1 pseudogene is annotated in these 353 nt (G+C 66.0%); it reads left to right on the top strand.

Annotated features, from left to right (window positions below):
• Positions 1–353, top strand: a pseudogene (locus tag ACTT8P_RS38520) (alpha-1,4-glucan--maltose-1-phosphate maltosyltransferase); the annotation flags it as partial.

Here is a 353-nt window from a genome sequence, read left to right as displayed (position 1 = left end):
GAGTGGTTCCACCACCGCGCCGACGGCTCGATCGCCTACGCCGAGAACCCGCCGAAGAAGTACCAGGACATCTACCCCGTCGCCTTCGACGCCGACCTGGACGGACTGGTCGCCGAGACCGTCCGCGTGCTGCGGCACTGGATGGACCACGGGGTACGGATCTTCCGCGTCGACAACCCGCACACCAAACCGGTCGTGTTCTGGGAGCGCGTCATCGCCGACGTCAACGGCACCGACCCCGACGTGATCTTCCTGGCCGAGGCGTTCACCCGCCCCGCGATGATGCGCACCCTCGCCCAGATCGGCTTCCAGCAGTCGTACACGTACTTCACCTGGCGCAACACCAAACAGGA

The sequence above is a fragment of the Streptomyces sp. JW3 genome, assembly GCF_052216785.1.
Lineage (GTDB): Bacteria > Actinomycetota > Actinomycetes > Streptomycetales > Streptomycetaceae > Streptomyces.
Note: the sequence above shows the minus strand (reverse complement) of the source record. Positions and strands in the feature narration are given on the sequence as shown.